Annotated in this window: 14 protein-coding genes and 1 riboswitch; of the genes, 10 read left to right on the forward strand and 4 right to left on the reverse strand. The window is 62.3% G+C overall.

Annotated features, from left to right (window positions below; genetic code table 11):
* Genes cyoB through cyoD form a run of 3 tightly spaced genes read left to right on the forward strand, consistent with a single transcriptional unit; the run spans position 1 to position 2,960 of the window.
* Positions 1-2,007: a cytochrome o ubiquinol oxidase subunit I gene (gene cyoB / locus PPGU16_RS23550; RefSeq protein ID WP_180722819.1), complete on the forward strand. Its 2,007-nt coding sequence runs from the start codon at positions 1-3 to the stop codon at positions 2,005-2,007.
* Complete coding sequence (gene cyoC, locus PPGU16_RS23555) at positions 2,007-2,615, forward strand: cytochrome o ubiquinol oxidase subunit III (protein ID WP_180722820.1); 609 nt, start codon at positions 2,007-2,009, stop codon at positions 2,613-2,615. Before cyoB ends, cyoC begins: the two co-directional genes overlap by 1 nt.
* On the forward strand, positions 2,616-2,960 hold the full coding sequence (gene cyoD / locus PPGU16_RS23560; protein ID WP_180722821.1) for a cytochrome o ubiquinol oxidase subunit IV: 345 nt from the start codon (positions 2,616-2,618) through the stop codon (positions 2,958-2,960).
* A 98-nt stretch (positions 2,961-3,058) separates the two neighbouring features.
* On the opposite strand, the gene PPGU16_RS23565 is transcribed toward cyoD, so the two are convergent.
* Complete coding sequence (locus tag PPGU16_RS23565) at positions 3,059-3,313, reverse strand: hypothetical protein (RefSeq protein ID WP_180722822.1); 255 nt, start codon at positions 3,311-3,313, stop codon at positions 3,059-3,061.
* 395 nt (positions 3,314-3,708) lie between these two features.
* Here PPGU16_RS23565 and PPGU16_RS23570 point away from each other — a divergent pair, with 395 nt between their 5' ends.
* Positions 3,709-5,244 carry a complex I subunit 4 family protein gene (locus tag PPGU16_RS23570; protein ID WP_180722823.1) on the forward strand — a complete coding sequence of 512 codons (1,536 nt, stop codon included), beginning with the start codon at positions 3,709-3,711 and terminating at the stop codon, positions 5,242-5,244.
* 147 nt (positions 5,245-5,391) lie between these two features.
* Here the strand turns inward: PPGU16_RS23570 and PPGU16_RS23575 are convergent, their stop codons facing one another.
* Genes PPGU16_RS23575 through PPGU16_RS23585 form a run of 3 tightly spaced genes read right to left on the reverse strand, consistent with a single transcriptional unit; the run spans position 5,392 to position 9,033 of the window.
* The gene (locus PPGU16_RS23575; protein ID WP_180722824.1) at positions 5,392-6,420 is read right to left on the reverse strand and encodes a histone deacetylase family protein; all 1,029 of its coding nucleotides are present in this window, start codon (positions 6,418-6,420) and stop codon (positions 5,392-5,394) included.
* Between the two features lie 13 nt (positions 6,421-6,433).
* The gene (locus tag PPGU16_RS23580; RefSeq protein ID WP_180722825.1) at positions 6,434-7,690 is read right to left on the reverse strand and encodes a Zn-dependent hydrolase; all 1,257 of its coding nucleotides are present in this window, start codon (positions 7,688-7,690) and stop codon (positions 6,434-6,436) included.
* 32 nt (positions 7,691-7,722) lie between these two features.
* Entirely contained in the window at positions 7,723-9,033 is a 1,311-nt protein-coding gene (locus PPGU16_RS23585; RefSeq protein WP_180722826.1) for an MFS transporter, read from the reverse strand.
* A 188-nt stretch (positions 9,034-9,221) separates the two neighbouring features.
* Here PPGU16_RS23585 and PPGU16_RS23590 point away from each other — a divergent pair, with 188 nt between their 5' ends.
* From PPGU16_RS23590 to PPGU16_RS23615, 6 genes are all read left to right on the forward strand, one after another.
* Positions 9,222-10,178, forward strand: coding sequence for a LysR family transcriptional regulator (locus PPGU16_RS23590; protein WP_180722827.1), 957 nt, complete (start codon positions 9,222-9,224; stop codon positions 10,176-10,178).
* A gap of 180 nt (positions 10,179-10,358) precedes the next feature.
* Positions 10,359-10,478, forward strand: a riboswitch (guanidine-I (ykkC/yxkD leader).
* 57 nt (positions 10,479-10,535) lie between these two features.
* Positions 10,536-11,600: a putative urea ABC transporter substrate-binding protein gene (locus tag PPGU16_RS23595; protein WP_180722828.1), complete on the forward strand. Its 1,065-nt coding sequence runs from the start codon at positions 10,536-10,538 to the stop codon at positions 11,598-11,600.
* A gap of 28 nt (positions 11,601-11,628) precedes the next feature.
* Positions 11,629-12,444 (forward strand): ABC transporter permease, encoded by an 816-nt coding sequence (locus tag PPGU16_RS23600; RefSeq protein WP_180722829.1) that lies wholly within the window; start codon positions 11,629-11,631, stop codon positions 12,442-12,444.
* On the forward strand, positions 12,441-13,214 hold the full coding sequence (locus tag PPGU16_RS23605) for an ABC transporter ATP-binding protein (RefSeq protein WP_180722830.1): 774 nt from the start codon (positions 12,441-12,443) through the stop codon (positions 13,212-13,214). The genes PPGU16_RS23600 and PPGU16_RS23605 overlap by 4 nt, the downstream gene beginning before the upstream one ends.
* Positions 13,215-13,230: 16 nt before the next feature.
* Positions 13,231-13,938, forward strand: coding sequence for an urea amidolyase associated protein UAAP1 (locus PPGU16_RS23610; protein WP_180722831.1), 708 nt, complete (start codon positions 13,231-13,233; stop codon positions 13,936-13,938).
* A 14-nt stretch (positions 13,939-13,952) separates the two neighbouring features.
* On the forward strand, positions 13,953-14,597 hold the full coding sequence (locus PPGU16_RS23615; RefSeq protein ID WP_035999893.1) for an urea amidolyase associated protein UAAP2: 645 nt from the start codon (positions 13,953-13,955) through the stop codon (positions 14,595-14,597).
* Positions 14,598-14,615 lie beyond the last annotated feature (18 nt).

Genomic DNA, 14,615 nt, shown 5'->3' on the forward strand with positions numbered 1-14,615 from the left:
ATGTTCGGTAAATTAACCCTGGAAGACATTCCGTATCACGAGCCGATCATCGTCGTCGCCGGTATCGGGATGATTTTCGGCGCGCTGGCTGTGCTCGGCGCGATCACGTATTTCGGCAAGTGGCGTTACCTGTGGACCGAGTGGCTGACGTCGGTCGACCACAAGAAGCTCGGCGTGATGTACATCGTCGTAGCCATGATCATGCTGCTGCGCGGCTTTGCCGACGCGATCATGATGCGTACGCAGCTCGCGCTCGCGTATCACTCGCCCGGCTATCTGCCGCCGCATCACTACGATCAGGTCTTCACGGCGCACGGCGTCATCATGATCTTCTTCATGGCGATGGCCTTCATGGTCGGCCTGATGAACCTGGTCGTGCCGCTGCAGATCGGCGCACGCGACGTCGCGTTCCCGTTCCTCAATTCGTTGAGCTTCTGGATGACAGCGATCAGCGCGATCCTGATCAACATCTCGCTGCTGATCGGCGAATTCGCGCAAACGGGTTGGCTCGCCTATCCGCCGCTGTCGGAGCTGCAGTTCAGTCCGGGTGTCGGGGTCGACTACTACCTGTGGTCATTGCAGCTTTCCGGTATCGGCACCTTGCTGACGGGCGTGAACTTCTTCGTCACGATCATCAAGATGCGCGCGCCTGGCATGACGCTGATGAAGATGCCCGTGTTCACGTGGACAGCTCTGTGCACGAACGTGCTGATCATGGCCGCGTTCCCGATCCTGACCGTCACGCTCGCGCTGCTCGGCCTGGACCGTTACCTCGGCATGCACTTCTTCACGAATGACGGCGGCGGCAACGCCATGCTGTACCTGAACCTGATCTGGGCATGGGGCCACCCTGAGGTCTACATCCTGATCCTGCCGGCGTTCGGTATCTTCTCGGAAGTCATCTCGACGTTCGCACGCAAGCCGCTGTTCGGCTACAAGACGATGGTCTACGCGACCTGCGCGATCATGGTGCTGTCGTTCCTCGTGTGGCTGCACCACTTCTTCACGATGGGTTCGGGCGCCGACGTCAACGCGTTCTTCGGCATTGCGACGATGGTCATCGCCATCCCGACGGGCGTGAAGGTGTTCAACTGGCTGTTCACGATGTACAAGGGCCGCATCGAGTTCACGACGCCTGTGCTGTGGACGATCGGCTTCATGATCACGTTCACGATCGGCGGTATGACGGGCGTGATGATGGCGATCCCGGGCGCGGACTTCGTGCTGCACAACTCGCTGTTCCTGATTGCTCACTTCCACAACGTGATCATCGGCGGCGTGCTGTTCGGTTACCTCGCGGGCATGAACTACTGGTTCCCGAAGGCCTTCGGCTTCAAGCTGAACGAGAAGCTCGGCAAGGCTGCATTCTGGTTCTGGCAGATCGGCTTCTGGGTTGCGTTCACGCCGCTGTACGTGCTCGGCTTCATGGGCATGACGCGTCGTCTGAACCACTACGACAACCCGGCATGGCATCCGTGGCTGCTCGTCGCCGAACTCGGCGCCGTGCTGGTCGCAATCGGTATCGCTTGCCAGCTGCTGCAACTCGTCGTCTCGATCCGCGACCGCAACAAGCCGGAAAACCGCGACCTGACGGGCGACCCGTGGAATGGCCGTACGCTCGAATGGGCGACAACCTCGCCGCCGCAGATCTACAACTTCGCCACCGTCCCCGTCGTGCATGAGCTGGATGCATTCCACGACATGAAGGCGCGCGGCAATGTCGAGAAGCCTGTGTACCGCGACATTCACATGCCGTCGAACACGAGCGCTGGTTTCTTCATCGGCGTGTTCAGCCTGGCGCTGGGCTTCGCGTTGACGTGGCACATCTGGTGGCTGGCTATCGCTGCCTTCATCGGCGCGATCGGTACGTGGATCGCACGCAGCTTCGATAACGACACCGATTACTACATCCCCGCCGAAACCGTTCGACTGATGGAAGAACGTAACGGTGCTGGTTCGGGCGCGGCGATCGCCAAGCAACTGCCCGAAGCTGAGGAGATTGCCTGATGCTACAAAAAGCTATTGTTGCGGACCCGCATCATCACGACGCGGAACACGCTCCGTCCAATTCGGTGTTCGGCTTCTGGCTGTACCTGATGACCGACTGCATTCTGTTCGCGGCGCTGTTCGCGACGTTTGCAGTGATGAGCCATCAGTTCGCCGGCGGTCCGAGCGGCAAGGATCTGTTCGAGATCCAGGGCGTGGCGATCGAAACGGCGATCCTGCTGTTCTCGAGTATCACGTACGGTTTCGCGATGCTCGGCGCGCACAAGAACAACAAGGGCAGCACGTTGTTCTGGCTGGCCGTGACGTTCGTGCTGGGCGCGTCGTTCGTCGTGCTGGAAATCCGCGAGTTCTCGCACCTGATCGCAGAAGGCGCAGGTCCTGACCGCAGCGCGTTCCTGTCGGCGTTCTTCACGCTGGTCGGCACGCACGGCCTGCACGTCACGTCGGGTCTGGTGTGGATGCTGGTGATGATGATTCAGGTCGTGCGCGCGCCCGCTCTGGGCGAGCGCGAACTGCGCCGTCTGACGTGCCTGAGCCTCTTCTGGCACTTCCTGGACATCGTGTGGATCGGTGTTTTTTCGTTTGTCTATCTTGCGAGCGTGATCTAAATGAGCAGCCATTCTCACTCATCACATTCGGCGCACGGTGACGAAAGCCACGGCAGCTTCGGCAGCTACATGATCGGGTTCGTGCTGTCCGTCGTCCTGACGGCAGCGGCATTCGGCGTGGTGCTGGCAGGCTGGGCTACGGGCACGCAGGCGCTCTACGCGATCGCCGGTCTCGGCCTCGTGCAGATCATCGTGCACCTGGTGTTTTTCCTGCACATGAACACGTCGTCGGGTCAGCGCTGGAACGTGACCGCGTTTGCGTTCACGGTGCTGACGGCTGTTATCGTGATCGGCGGTACGCTGTGGGTCATGCATAACGTCAGCATGAACATGATGTCGCGCTAACTTGCGTTAGCGTGCACGTCTCCCGTGCCGGTTGCACATGCCTCATCGTGCAGCCGGCGCGGCACCCCTCCCCTGCTTGACCGGCGCCCGGTTTGACTTCAGTTGCGCGCCAGCATCTCCATCGGACGGCCACGTCCCGTCACGAGACATCCCGACCTGAACGCTTCGCCCTGACTGCTCGCGGCGGCGTCGCCAAACCCTCTGCCCAGCGCATCCAGCTTCACCTGTTCGGCACCTTGCGAACATGCAAACGTACTGGCTTCTTTCGCCTGCGCGTGCAGTAACGCGCGGTCCGCGACCAGATAGGCCAACACGGCGATCACGGCGATATGGAAAACTTTTCTCGTGTTCATGGGTTCGTCTCCTCGCGACTTAAGCGTACAGCGAACAACTATCGCGCAAATCCAGGGCAACCCCGGTAGGCAAAAGGTCGCGCCAACCCTGTGGAAGCGCTTCCACTGCCGCTTTTTTGTGCAGCGCATTTCGCCTGCGCAGGACCACCCATCAATGTCAATGCCGACTTTCGCAATAAATAAAAATCACACTTGTGGCAGCGCAACATTATTATTTTGAGTTATCCTCGTTAACCCTGACCGTCATGCGTTTTGCTTACGCGCGTGCGCAAAGTCTGCGCATCGTCCTGCGCCCTTCGGGGCCGTCCGTCGAAATGTCCATGTAAGGTTTTTTGATCCTTCGCCCCACGGGCGAGGGCCTGCTATTCGCGTTCAGGCGTTTCATCAAAGAGCAAATGCACCTCCCATCAGTCCTCGACCTCCTGATCTGGGTCCCCATCGTCGCCGGCATCGTCGTGCTGCTCGGTGGCTCCGACAGCGCGCAGAGCCGCACGCGCTGGCTTGCGCTGATCGGCGCAGCCGTCAGCATCCTGCCCGTCATTCCGCTGGTAGCGGGTTTCGATTCGTCGCTGGCGACGATGCAGTTCGAGCAGCAGACCGCATGGCTGCCCGAGTTCGGCATCTCGTACCACCTCGGTGTCGACGGCATTTCGCTGTGGTTCACCGTGCTGACGGCCGTGACGACGCTGATCATCGTGATCGCGTCGTGGGAATCGATCACCACGCGCGTCGCCCAGTACTACGGCGCGTTCCTGCTGCTGTCGGGCTGCATGCAAGGCGTGTTCACGTCGCTCGACGGCATGCTGTTCTTCGTGTTCTTCGAAGCGTCGCTGATCCCGCTGTATCTGCTGATCGGCACGTGGGGCGAAAAGCGCCGTGTGTACGCAGCGGTGCGTTTCTTCTTCTTTTCGCTCGTCGGCTCGCTGGCGATGCTCGCCGCGCTGATCTACCTCTGGGCGCACTCGCACACGTTCGACATCGCCACGTGGCGCACGCTGAAGCTCGATTTCCTGCCGCAGATCATGGTGTTCATCGGCTTCATCGCGGCCTTCTCGGTGAAGGTGCCGATGTGGCCCGTGCACACCTGGCTGCCCGACGTCCACTCGGACGGCCCGACGGGCGCCGCCGTGCTGCTCGGCATGCTGAAGATGGGCGGCTACGGCCTGCTGCGCTTCGCGCTGCCCATCGTCCCGGACGCCTGCCACTTCTTCGCCCCCGCGATGATCGCGCTGTCGCTCGTCGCGGTGATCTACGGCAGCCTGCTCGCGCTCGCGCAGACCGACATGCGCAAGCTGCTCGCCTACTCCGCCGTCGCCCACATGGGCCTCGTCACGCTCGGCCTGTTCACGTTCGACCGCATGGGCACGGAAGGCGCCGTGGTGCAGATGCTGTCGTACGGCATCGTCTCCGGCGCAATGCTGCTGTGCACGGGCATGCTGTTCGACCGCACGAAGAACGGCTCGATCGACGCCTACGGCGGCGTCGCCAACTCGATGCCCAAGCTCGCTACGTTCGCGATGCTGTTCTCGATGGCGAACGTCGGCCTGCCTGGCACGTCGGGTTTCGTCGGCGAGTTTCTGGTGCTGATGGGCGCGATCCGCTTCAACTTCTGGGTTGGCGCGACGGCTGCGCTGACGCTGATCCTGAGCGCCGCGTACACGCTGTGGATGTACAAGCGCGTGATGTTCGGTGCGATCAAGAACACGCGCGTGTCGAGCCTGCGCGATCTGGGCCGCCGCGAGTTCGTGCTGCTCGGCGCGATGGCCGTGCTGGTGCTGGCGATCGGCGTGCGTCCGAAGACCTTCACCGACGCGATCGGTCCAGCCACGGAGAACCTCGTTGCGCAAGCACAAGGCTCCGCGCTGCCGACGGACACGGGTGTCGCTTCGAACAACCGCGCGCCGACTGCTTCGCCGCGTATGCCGGGCTAAACAGCGTCAACTGCAAGCATTCGACGGGCGTCCAGTGGACGCCCGTTTTTATTTGCGCAACTGGCGTTGCCCCTTCCGCGTCGACGAAACAAAAACGGCCTCACATCGCTGCGAGGCCGTTTCTATGTGGAGCGTGAATATCAGCGCTTACCCGCCGCGCTTCTCCATGAAACCGCCGAAGAACGCGCGCGCATTCGCTTCGAGGCTCTCCAGGTGGTAGCCGCCTTCCTGCACGATCACGGAGGGCAGCTTTAACGAGCCGATGGCTTCGCCGAGCCGCCCGAAACCTTCCGTCGTCACAGCAACCTGCGATTGCGGATCGTCCTTGTAGATATCGAAGCCCAACGCAAGCACCAGCGCATCCGGTTCGAAGCGCTTCAACACGCGCAGCGCGTCGTCGAGCTTGTCGAAGAACACCGCTTCCGACGAACCGTGCGGCATCGGCAGATTGACGTTGAAGCCGTCGCCCTCACCCGCGCCGCGCTCTTCTTCATAACCCGCGACCACGGGATAAAAGTTGGTCGGATCGCCGTGAATGGAGATGTACAGCACGTCGTCGCGTCCGTAGAAAATCTCCTGCACGCCCTGGCCGTGATGCATGTCGGTGTCGAGAATCGCGACGCGTTTGAAGCGGCTGCGCAACGACTGCGCAGCAATCGCCGCGTTGTTCAGATAGCAGAAGCCGCCCGCAGCATCGACGCGTGCGTGATGGCCTGGCGGCCTGCACAGCGCATACGTTTCGCGCGCGCCGTCATTGACAGCCGATGCCGCCGCCAACGCGCTCTGCGCCGACCAGTACGCGGCACGATATGTATTCGCGCCAACGGGGCAACTGCCATCGGCGAGATAGCGCGCTGCCTTCGCGAGCACGCCGCGTAACGGATTCGGATCGCGCACGTAGATGTTCGACATCACTTCGTCGCCCCAATCGTCGGGCATCTTTTTCCAGTCGCGATGCGCTTCTTCGAGAAAGCGCAGATAGTTCATGTCGTGCACGGCGGCGATGGCGGCCGTGCCGTGGTCCGCCGGTTCGACGACATCGAAGTCCAGCGATTTCGCCGCGGCCACGAGCCGGGCTGCACGCTCTGGCACTTCCTGCGGCTCACGCATCTGCCCACGCGACAGATAGCTGCGCGGATGATGCAGCAGCTGTTCGGGATGGAAAAAAGTCTTCATTGCAGGTCCTTTCTTATTGCTCGTCCGCTGTTGCCATCACGCCCGCGCGCGCGAGCACCGCATTGAGCAGCACGTTGGCGCCGCGCGTAACGTCGTCGGGCAGTGCGTCTTCGGCTTCGTTGTGCGACAAGCCGTCGACGCACGGAATGAACACCATCGCCGTCGGGCAATAGCGCGCGAGATGAATGGCATCGTGACCCGCGCCGCTGACGATGCGCTCGTTCGAATAGCCGAGTGCTTCAACTGCGTTCGCCACCAGCGCAACGCATTCGCTATCGAACGGCGTCGCGGGGCTGCGCCAATACGTTTCGACGCGGAGCGTCACGCCGCGCGCTTGAGCGACGCGCTCGAATGCGTCGCGCAGATCGCGCTCCATCGCATCGACTTGGCTGTCTTCGTGATGACGCAGATCGACGGTGAAGGACACTTCACCTGCAATCGTGTTGCGCGAAGCGTTCCTGATGCCGATCTGCCCGATCGTCACGAGTCCGCGCGGCGCATAGCTCGCGACGATACGTTCCAGCTCCGCCGCCATCTGCGCACTCGCGAAGTAAGCATCCTTGCGATACGGCATCGGCGTCGTGCCCGCGTGCGCGGCCATGCCCGTCACGGTGACGTCGAGCCAGCGGATCGCCTGGCCGCCCGTCACCACGCCGATCGTCGTGCCGTTCGCTTCGAGCACGGGGCCCTGTTCGATATGCGCTTCGAAATATGCATCGACGGCCTGGCCGTTGACGGCGCGCGCGCCGCGATAGCCGCTCTGCGTCAACGCATCCGCGAGCGTGATGTCGTCCGCGTCTTTCTTCGCAAGCGCTTCGTCGAGCGACGTGATGCCCGTAAACACCGCCGAGCCGAGCATCGCAGGCGTGAAGCGCGCCCCTTCCTCGTTGGTCCACGACACGATTTCGATCGGCTTCTCCGTCACGATGTTCGCGTCGTTCAGCGCGCGCACCAGTTCGAGCGCGGCGAGCACGCCGTAGACGCCGTCGAAGCGCCCGCCTTCGGGCTGCGTGTCGAGATGGCTGCCGATCAGCACAGGCGCTGCGTCGTCCCGCGTACCTTCACGGCGTGCAAACAGATTGCCGATTTCATCGACACTCACCGTCATGCCTGCGTCGCGGCACCACGTAGCGAACAGATCGCGGCCACGCACGTCTTCATCGGTGAGCGCGAGACGCCGCACGCCGCCCTTCGGCGTCGCGCCGATTTTCGCCATCTCCATCAGGCTTCGCCAAAGGCGTGCGCCGTCGATTTGCAACAGGTCTTTCATGAGTCTTCCGGGTCGTTCAACATGAATTCGGTTCAATGCGCGCCGACAGCTTCAGCCTGCTCGGCATGCGACGCGCGACGTGCGTCGAGCGCGACGATGCACACCAGCGAGATGCCCGCGAGGCACGTATAGAACACGGCGAGCGGCCACCATTGGCCCGTATAGCGATGCGCGAGCCACGTGCCGACGAGCGGCGTGAGACCGCCCGCCACCGCGCCGCACACCTGATACGCGAGCGAGATGCCCGAGTAGCGCACGCGCGTCGGGAAAATGCCGCTGACGAAGCCCGCGATCACCGAGTAGAAGCTCGCCATGCAGACCACGGCGATCGCGATGCCGATCACCATCGGCACGACCGAGCCGCTTTGCACGAGCACGAACATCGGATACGGCGAGATCATCGCGAGCAAGGCGGCGATCTTCAGGAAGCGCGCGCTGCCGATGCGTTCGGCCGTCCATGCAGCGAGCGGCTGCGACAGAAACTGGATGATCGCGACGGCGAACAGGCAGTCGAGAATCAGCGAGCGCGTCACGCCGACGTACTGCGTCGTGTACGCGATCATGAACGTGTTGGTGAAGTACACGCCCGCAATGCCGATCGTGTTCGCACCGATGCACAGCAGCACGAGACCCCATGCCGAGCTGAATACTTCGGCAATCGGCAGCTTCGCCGTGCGGTTCGATTCTTTCACACGCTGGAATTCCGGCGATTCATTCACGCCGAGACGGATCACGATACCGACGATCAGCAGCACGGAGCTCGCAAGAAACGGCAGACGCCAGCCCCACGACATGAAGTCCGCCTTGTCCATCGACGTCACCGCGCGAAACGCGATCAGCGACAGAATCAGCCCCGCCGGACTGCCCAACTGCGCAAACGACGCGAAGAACGTGCGGCGCCCTTGCGGCGCATGTTCGCCCGCCATCAGCACTGCGCCGCCCCACTCGCCGCCGACGGCAATGCCCTGCACCACGCGCAGCAGCACGAGCAGCACAGGCGCGAGCATGCCGACCTTCGAATAGTCAGGCAGCAGGCCAACACACACGGTCGCGACGCCCATCATCATCAGCGTGGTCATCAGCGCTTTTTTGCGGCCGATGCGGTCGCCGAGATGGCCGAACACGATGCCGCCCAAAGGCCGCGCGAAAAAGCCCACCGCGAAGGTCGCAAACGACGCCATCGTGCTGACGAAGCGGTCATTCGACGGAAAGTACAGCTCGCCGAATACGAGCGCGGCGGCCGTCGCGTAGATATAGAAGTCGTACCACTCGATCATCGTGCCGATGAACGCGGCCGTCGCGGCGCGCCCCGGCTGACGGGCGGTACTGATGGTTTGGGTCATGCTGGCTCCTGATGCACGTCTGACGTGGGTTGAACCCGTGGCATTGCGCGCGGTGTTGGAATCGATGTGCCGCTCTTCTCTCGGAGCAGGCGCGCGCCACGGCATGTGTCATTTATCGGCGGCCAGAAAACATTAGTCAAATTTCGAGTTATTATTCACCACATAAATTCAACTTATAGTTGCCTTCGATGCGCCCCGACATCGCCCGTTTTCTGAACGACCGGCTCGACTGGAATCTGTTGCGCACCTACCTCGTCATCATGCAGGAGCGCAGCCTGAGCCGCGCCGCCGCGCGCCTGCACGTCACGCAACCGGCCGTGAGCCAGGCGTTGCGGCGGCTCGAGGAAACGCTGGAGCGCAAGCTGATCGAACGGCGCGGCCCGTACTTCGCGCCGACTCAAGCGGGCGAAGAGGTCTATCGCATCGCCAGCGATATCTACGGCAACATCTCGCGGCTCGAAACCGAGATCGACGACCGCACCGAGGACATCAGCGGCTCGATTCGCCTGTTGACCATCAGCCGCATCGAGTCGCCCGTGTACGACGAGTTTCTCGCGGACTTTCATCGCGCGTATCCGCGCATCGACTTGCAGATCGAAGTGATGCGTTCGTCCGACATCATCTCGTCGCTGCTGCAAAAGACGGCGACTGCGGGCCTCGGCCTGTGCCGCTCGCCGCACGACAAGCTGGAAATGCGCTGCTTCCTGCGGCAACGCTATGCGATTTTCTGCGGGCGTCATCACCGGCTGTACGGCAAGTCGCCCTTGACGATGGAAGACCTGCTCGCCGAAAACTTCGTGTCGTTCACGAGCGACCAGATCGGCGACAGCCTCTCGCCCCTCACCGTGTTTCGCGACCAGAAGGGTTTTACGGGGCGCATCGTCGCGTCGTCGCCATCGCTCGATGAAGTGCGGCGGTTGATCTTCGCGGGCTTCGGCATCGGCTGCCTGCCCGAGCACATCGTGCGCGATGACATCGCACAGCAGCGCCTGTGGCGCCTGCCGCCCGAAGAAGGACTCGTCGATGTCGACGTGCATCTGCTGTGGCATCGCGACCGCAAGATGAATGCGGCGGATCACGCGTTTCTCGACAGCATGGAGCGCTGCATGCGCCGCTATGCGCTGTCGGAACGACTAGGCAAATGACTCGCGTGCGAAGCACCTGACTGGTGCGAACACGCGCATGCGGATCGCGATCACGCTTCAACCTTGTGCACGAAGCGTATGCGAAAAGCGCCGAAACCCAGTAAAGACGGCAGTGGCATGCTTATCGCTTAGTCATGTGCAGGAGCCGGTGCAGCATCCGGTTTAGCAGTCACAATCTGGCAAATGGACGACTAGGGTTCCGGTCCGCATCGATGCAAACACAAGCATTCGGTGCGCGACGCTGGTCCGAGAGTTGTCGACCTCGATGAGGTTACACGGCGGGATAAAAGCCCGGGAGAGAACGCGATGCGTCGCGCCGCTCCTGCCGTCGATAACCGTCCCTGCGAGGTCAACCTCATGCGCAAGCTCCGATTTTTCGCCGCTGCCGTCGCTCTCTCCCTGTGCTTTTCCACACCCTCATTCGCTCAAGCCCGTAAGGACTTCAAGGTCTGCTGGACCATCTACGCCGGCTGGATGCCATGGGGCTATGCGAAGACGCAAGGCATCATGTCCAAGTGGGCGAAGAAGTACGGCATCAACGTCGATGTCGTGCAACTGAACGACTACATCGAATCGATCAACCAGTACACGGCCGGCAAATTCGACGGCTGCGCGATGACCAACATGGACGCGCTGACCATCCCCGCAACGGGCGGCGTGGACAGCACGGCCTTGATCGTCAGCGACTATTCGAACGGTAACGACGGCGTGCTCATCAAGGGCGCGGGCAAGAAGGTCGCGGACCTGAAGGGCCAGCCCGTCAATCTGGTCGAACTCTCCGTCTCGCACTATCTGCTCGCGCGCGCGCTCGAGTCGGCAGGCATGAGCGAGCGCGATATCAAGACCGTCAATACGTCCGACGCCGATATCTCCGGCGCGTTCGCGACGCCCACCGTGCACAACGCCGTCACGTGGAACCCGATGCTCGCGGATCTGAAGGCGAAGCCGAACGTCACCGAAGTGTTCGATTCGAGCCGCATTCCGGGCGAGATCATGGACATGATGGTCGTCAACACGAAGACGCTGCATGACAACCCGGCGCTCGGCAAGGCGTTGACGGGCGCATGGTTCGAAATCATGCAGACGATGCACGGCACGTCGCCGGACACCGAGGCCGCGCTCACGTCGATGGCCAAAGCCTCGGGCACCGATCTCGCCGGCTACAAGGCGCAACTCTCCACCACGGCGCTCTTCTACACGCCGCAACAGGCACTCGATTTCGCCACCAGCCCGAACATGCCGAAGATCATGACGCGCGTGGCGCAGTTCTCGTTCGATCACGGCCTGCTCGGCAAGGGCGCGCCGAACGCGGGCGCAGTGGGCATGGCATTCGACAACAACGTGGTGGTCGGCAGCAAAAGCAACCTGAAGCTGCGTTTCGATCCGACGTACGTGCGGATGGCCGCGCAAGGCAAGCTGTAATCGCGGCTTGGTTCTGAAGGAGAGGCCCATGCGGCTCATCAACCGACATCCTGGCCGCACCGGCAGTCTCATGCTGTTGCTGCTGCCCTTCATCGTGCTGATCGCGGTGTACCTCACCGGCTCGTCGCTGCGGCTGCAGGCCAATCCCGACGACAAGCTGTTGCCGTCCGCCACGCAGATGAAGGACGCGCTGCACGAATACGCGTTCACCGAGGACAAGCGCACGGGCGAATACATGATGTGGGACGACACGGTGTCGAGCATGCGGCGGCTCGGCATCGGGCTGATCGCGAGCGCGGCGATCGCGCTCGTGTTCGGCATCGTGACGGGCAGCATTCCGCTCGCCGGCACGACGCTATCGCCGTTCATCACGGTGATATCGATGATCCCGCCGCTCGCGGTGCTGCCGATTCTCTTCATCGTGTTCGGACTCGATGAGCTCTCGAAAGTCGTGCTGATCGTGATCGGCATCACGCCGATGATGATCCGCGATCTGCAGCAGCGCACGCGCGAGATTCCCGAGGAACTGTGGATCAAGGCGCAAACGCTCGGCGCATCGAGCTGGACGCTGATTCTGCGGGTGATCGTGCCGCAACTGCTGCCGCGTCTGTTGATTGCACTGCGTCTCGCGCTGACGTCGGCGTGGCTGTTCCTGATCGCAGCGGAGGCGATTGCGTCGACGGATGGCCTCGGCTATCGCATCTTTCTCGTGCGCCGCTATCTCGCGATGGATGTGATCCTGCCTTACGTCGCGTGGATCACGCTGCTCGCGTGGTTGATCGACGAAGCGCTGCGCCGCCTCACGCAATGGGCTTTCCCCTGGTACAACGGAGGCCGCGCATGATCGAGATCCGCAACCTGTGGAAGCAGTACGGCGATCAGGTCGTGCTGGAGCGGCTCAATCTGCGCATCGCGGAAGGCGAGTTCTGCTCGATGGTCGGTGCGTCGGGCTGCGGCAAGTCGACTTTCCTGCGCCTGCTGCTCGGCCAGGAACGTCCGACACGCGGCGCCATCCTGCTCGACGGCGAGCCCTTGCCGCCGGAGCCGGACCCGCATCGCGGCGTGGTGTTTCAGCGTTATTCGGTGTTTCCGCATCTCACCGTGCTGCGCAACGTGATGCTCGGCCTCGAATTGCCGCATGCGCCGCTCACGGGCCGTCTGTTCGGCGCGCGCCGCCGCCTCGCTCGCGATGAAGCCGTTGCAATGCTCGCGCGTGTCGGCCTCGCCGATTCGCTCGACAAGTATCCGCATCAACTGTCGGGCGGCATGCAGCAACGTCTCGCGCTTGCGCAGGCGCTGGTGATGAAGCCGCGCGTGCTGCTGCTCGACGAACCGTTCGGCGCGCTCGATCCGGGCATTCGCCGCGACATGCACGAACTGCTGATCGGGCTGTGGCGCGAAGCGAAGCTGACGGTCTTCATGGTTACGCACGACCTGAAAGAAGGCTTCACGCTCGGCAGCCGCGTGCTCGTATTCGACAAGGTGCGCGTCGATCCGCAAGCGCCGCAGGCGTACGGCGCGCGCATCACCTACGACATTCCCCTCGAACGCAACGGCGTGCGCGAAACGCATGCGGCGATGACGATTCCGCCGCTGCTCGCTGTACCCGCATGATCGAAAGGACAAAAATATGAACGAAACATTGCTCGAAGAAACCGTGCCTGGCGGCGGACATGCGTCGCTGATCGTCAAGCGCGGCCAGTTGCTGCGTATCACCGATCCGCGCGGCGGCGCGAACGTCGCGATGCTGCTCTTCAACGCGGCCGAAAAAAGCGAGCGCCTGAATCTGCCCGACACGCTCAAGTGCCAGCACACAGCCAGGCTCACCAAAGGCCATTGCCTCTATTCCGACATGGGCCGTGTGCTCGCCGCGATCGTCGCGGATACGTGTGGCTGGCATGACAGTCTGGCCGGCATATCGAATGCAGCCGAAGTGTTCGAGAAGTACGGGCAAGGCCGCTATCAGGAACTGCGCAACGCGTTCTATCGCAACGGCACCGACAATCTGCTCGTCGAACTCGGCAAGTGGGGACTCGGTATTTCGGATCTGCTGATGACGCTGAATCTGTTCAGCCGCGTCGATGTGACCGATGCGGGCGCGCTCAGCTTCGTCGAAGGCAATTCGAAAACGGGCGACTACATCGAACTGTATGCGCCGATGAACACGCTCGTCGTGCTGACGGCGATCCAGCATCCGCTCGACCCGAACCCGGAATATGCGCCGAAGCCCGTCAAGCTCACGCTGCGCGCCGCTGATCCTCAAGTCGCGGAAATCTGCCGCACGTCGTGCGATGAAAACGCACGCGGCTTCATCAACACCGAACGATTTTTTCTCTGAGCGGAACGCGCGCCATGACGACATCCATCCTCACGACCAGCACGCTCGATCCCGCCGACGCGATCTTTCGCGAGACCTTGCCTGCGGGCGAGCCGTGGCTCAAGGAACTGAAAGCCGGCCAGACGCTGCGCATTCGCGACGTAGAAGGCAATCAGGCGATCGACACGCTGTTCTACAGCCTCGCCGATCCGCGCGAGCGCTACGACGCGCAACGCACGCTGCGCCGCCAGCAAAGCCTCTATCTGACGACGGGCACCGTGCTCTATTCGAACCTCGGCAATCCGATGCTGACGATCGTCGCCGATACGTGCGGGCGTCACGACACGCTCGGCGGCGCGTGCGCGCAGGAGAGCAACACCGTGCGCTATGCGCTGGAAAAGCGCTACATGCACAGCTGCCGCGACAACTACCTGCGTGCCTGCGCGCACGACGGCCGTCTGTCGAAAACCGACATCGCCGCCAACATCAATTTCTTCATGAACGTGCCCGTCACATCCGAGGGCGGCCTCACATTCGAGGACGGCATTTCCGCGCCGGGCAAATACGTCGAAGTGCGCGCGGAAATGGACGTAATCGTGCTGATCTCGAACTGCCCGCAACTGAACAATCCGTGCAACGCGTACAACCCCACTCCCGCGGAGCTGACGATATGGAACTGAGCACGCTGCGTCTTTGGC

Origin of the sequence: Paraburkholderia largidicola, assembly GCF_013426895.1 — a bacterium.
GTDB classification, from domain to species: domain Bacteria; phylum Pseudomonadota; class Gammaproteobacteria; order Burkholderiales; family Burkholderiaceae; genus Paraburkholderia; species Paraburkholderia largidicola.

Bases quoted from the DNA above. Each gene is read 5' to 3' on its own strand.
- cyoB (WP_180722819.1), top strand. From the start codon at position 1: ATGTTCGGTAAATTAACCCTGGAAGACATTCCGTATCACGAGCCGATC.
- cyoC (WP_180722820.1), top strand. From the start codon at position 2,007: ATGCTACAAAAAGCTATTGTTGCGGACCCGCATCATCACGACGCGGAA.
- cyoD (WP_180722821.1), top strand. From the start codon at position 2,616: ATGAGCAGCCATTCTCACTCATCACATTCGGCGCACGGTGACGAAAGC.
- PPGU16_RS23565 (WP_180722822.1), bottom strand. From the start codon at position 3,313: ATGAACACGAGAAAAGTTTTCCATATCGCCGTGATCGCCGTGTTGGCC.
- PPGU16_RS23570 (WP_180722823.1), top strand. From the start codon at position 3,709: ATGCACCTCCCATCAGTCCTCGACCTCCTGATCTGGGTCCCCATCGTC.
- PPGU16_RS23575 (WP_180722824.1), bottom strand. From the start codon at position 6,420: ATGAAGACTTTTTTCCATCCCGAACAGCTGCTGCATCATCCGCGCAGC.
- PPGU16_RS23580 (WP_180722825.1), bottom strand. From the start codon at position 7,690: ATGAAAGACCTGTTGCAAATCGACGGCGCACGCCTTTGGCGAAGCCTG.
- PPGU16_RS23585 (WP_180722826.1), bottom strand. From the start codon at position 9,033: ATGACCCAAACCATCAGTACCGCCCGTCAGCCGGGGCGCGCCGCGACG.
- PPGU16_RS23590 (WP_180722827.1), top strand. From the start codon at position 9,222: ATGCGCCCCGACATCGCCCGTTTTCTGAACGACCGGCTCGACTGGAAT.
- PPGU16_RS23595 (WP_180722828.1), top strand. From the start codon at position 10,536: ATGCGCAAGCTCCGATTTTTCGCCGCTGCCGTCGCTCTCTCCCTGTGC.
- PPGU16_RS23600 (WP_180722829.1), top strand. From the start codon at position 11,629: ATGCGGCTCATCAACCGACATCCTGGCCGCACCGGCAGTCTCATGCTG.
- PPGU16_RS23605 (WP_180722830.1), top strand. From the start codon at position 12,441: ATGATCGAGATCCGCAACCTGTGGAAGCAGTACGGCGATCAGGTCGTG.
- PPGU16_RS23610 (WP_180722831.1), top strand. From the start codon at position 13,231: ATGAACGAAACATTGCTCGAAGAAACCGTGCCTGGCGGCGGACATGCG.
- PPGU16_RS23615 (WP_035999893.1), top strand. From the start codon at position 13,953: ATGACGACATCCATCCTCACGACCAGCACGCTCGATCCCGCCGACGCG.